This window comes from Acidimicrobiia bacterium (genome assembly GCA_016650365.1).
GTDB lineage: Bacteria > Actinomycetota > Acidimicrobiia > Spongiisociales > JAENVV01 > JAENVV01.
This window is the reverse complement of record JAENVV010000053.1, coordinates 1-1002: the sequence shown is the minus strand read 5'-3', so window position 1 is coordinate 1002 and position 1002 is coordinate 1. Positions and strand designations below refer to the sequence as shown.

Annotated in this window: 2 protein-coding genes; one reads left to right on the top strand and one right to left on the bottom strand. The window is 59.1% G+C overall.

Going from position 1 to position 1002, the window contains the following annotated elements; translation table 11 throughout:
• The coding region (locus tag JJE47_03425; protein ID MBK5266460.1) for a DDE-type integrase/transposase/recombinase at positions 1-678 on the bottom strand (678 nt) is incomplete at its 3' end.
• A 115-nt stretch (positions 679-793) separates the two neighbouring features.
• Here JJE47_03425 and JJE47_03420 point away from each other — a divergent pair.
• On the top strand, positions 794-1002 hold a 209-nt coding region (locus JJE47_03420; GenBank protein ID MBK5266459.1), incomplete at its 3' end, for an EamA family transporter.

Below are 1002 nucleotides of genomic sequence, written 5' to 3'. Positions count from 1 at the left end.
GGTGTATGCGAAGGCGTTGTCAGTCATGACCCGATCGATCCGGAATCCGAGCGAAGCGAACCATTGGGACGCTCTGAGCATGAACCCGGCACAAGCAGCGGCGTTCTCCGAGTCGAGAATCTCGGTGTAGGCGACCCGCGAGTGATCATCGATCATTGAATGGGCAAACTCGTAACCGACTCGTTGTTTGGTGCCCCGGTTTTCCATACCGTGGACCCGCCATCCGCCACCGTCAGGGACTTTGCCAAGTTTCTTGACGTCAACGTGCACCAGCTCGCCCGGACAGTCTTTCACATATCGGATAGCTACCCCCGAGGAACGGTCCAACGTTGAGAGCCTCGACAACCCCCGACGAGCCAGCACCGCATAGATCGTTGAACGGGGTATGCCAAGCCGGCCCGCCATCAGATGGGGTCCGTCACGTTCACTGATACGATCATCGACGATTCGCTGCTCGGTTACCGCATCAAGACGGGTGGGACACGAATGGGGTCGAGACGATCGATCCTCAAGCCCGCCATCACCCTCAGACCGGAACCGGACAAGCCACCGATAGGCAGTTTGGCGAGACACCCCCACCGCCGCGGCAGCTGATGCCACCGGCCATCCCAACGTTTCGATCCGATCAACCAACAATCGCCGCCCGAACGGTGTCAACTTCGCATTACGGTATCCCATGAGAGCCTCTCCTCGGTCTGGAGCATTTATCACCCCATACCGAACCGGGAGGCTCTCACCTTGTCAAATGTCAACAACGTCCCTGGGAAGGACACCTAGGCCGATTCTGGCGGGGATGGGCCGACCCACTGTCCTTCGGGTCATTGCGCTCGGTGTTGTGATGTACGCCTTGACTCAGGGCGCCCAGTTCGTTGCCATTGATAATCAACCTGCTGCAACGACGAGTCTCGTGTTGTCGCTCACGCCTCTTCTGGTTGCTGGGTTCGCTGCGATCTCGCTTGGTGAAATCCCGGCGGGCCGCCAGGTCGTTGGTGCTGTTCTCGT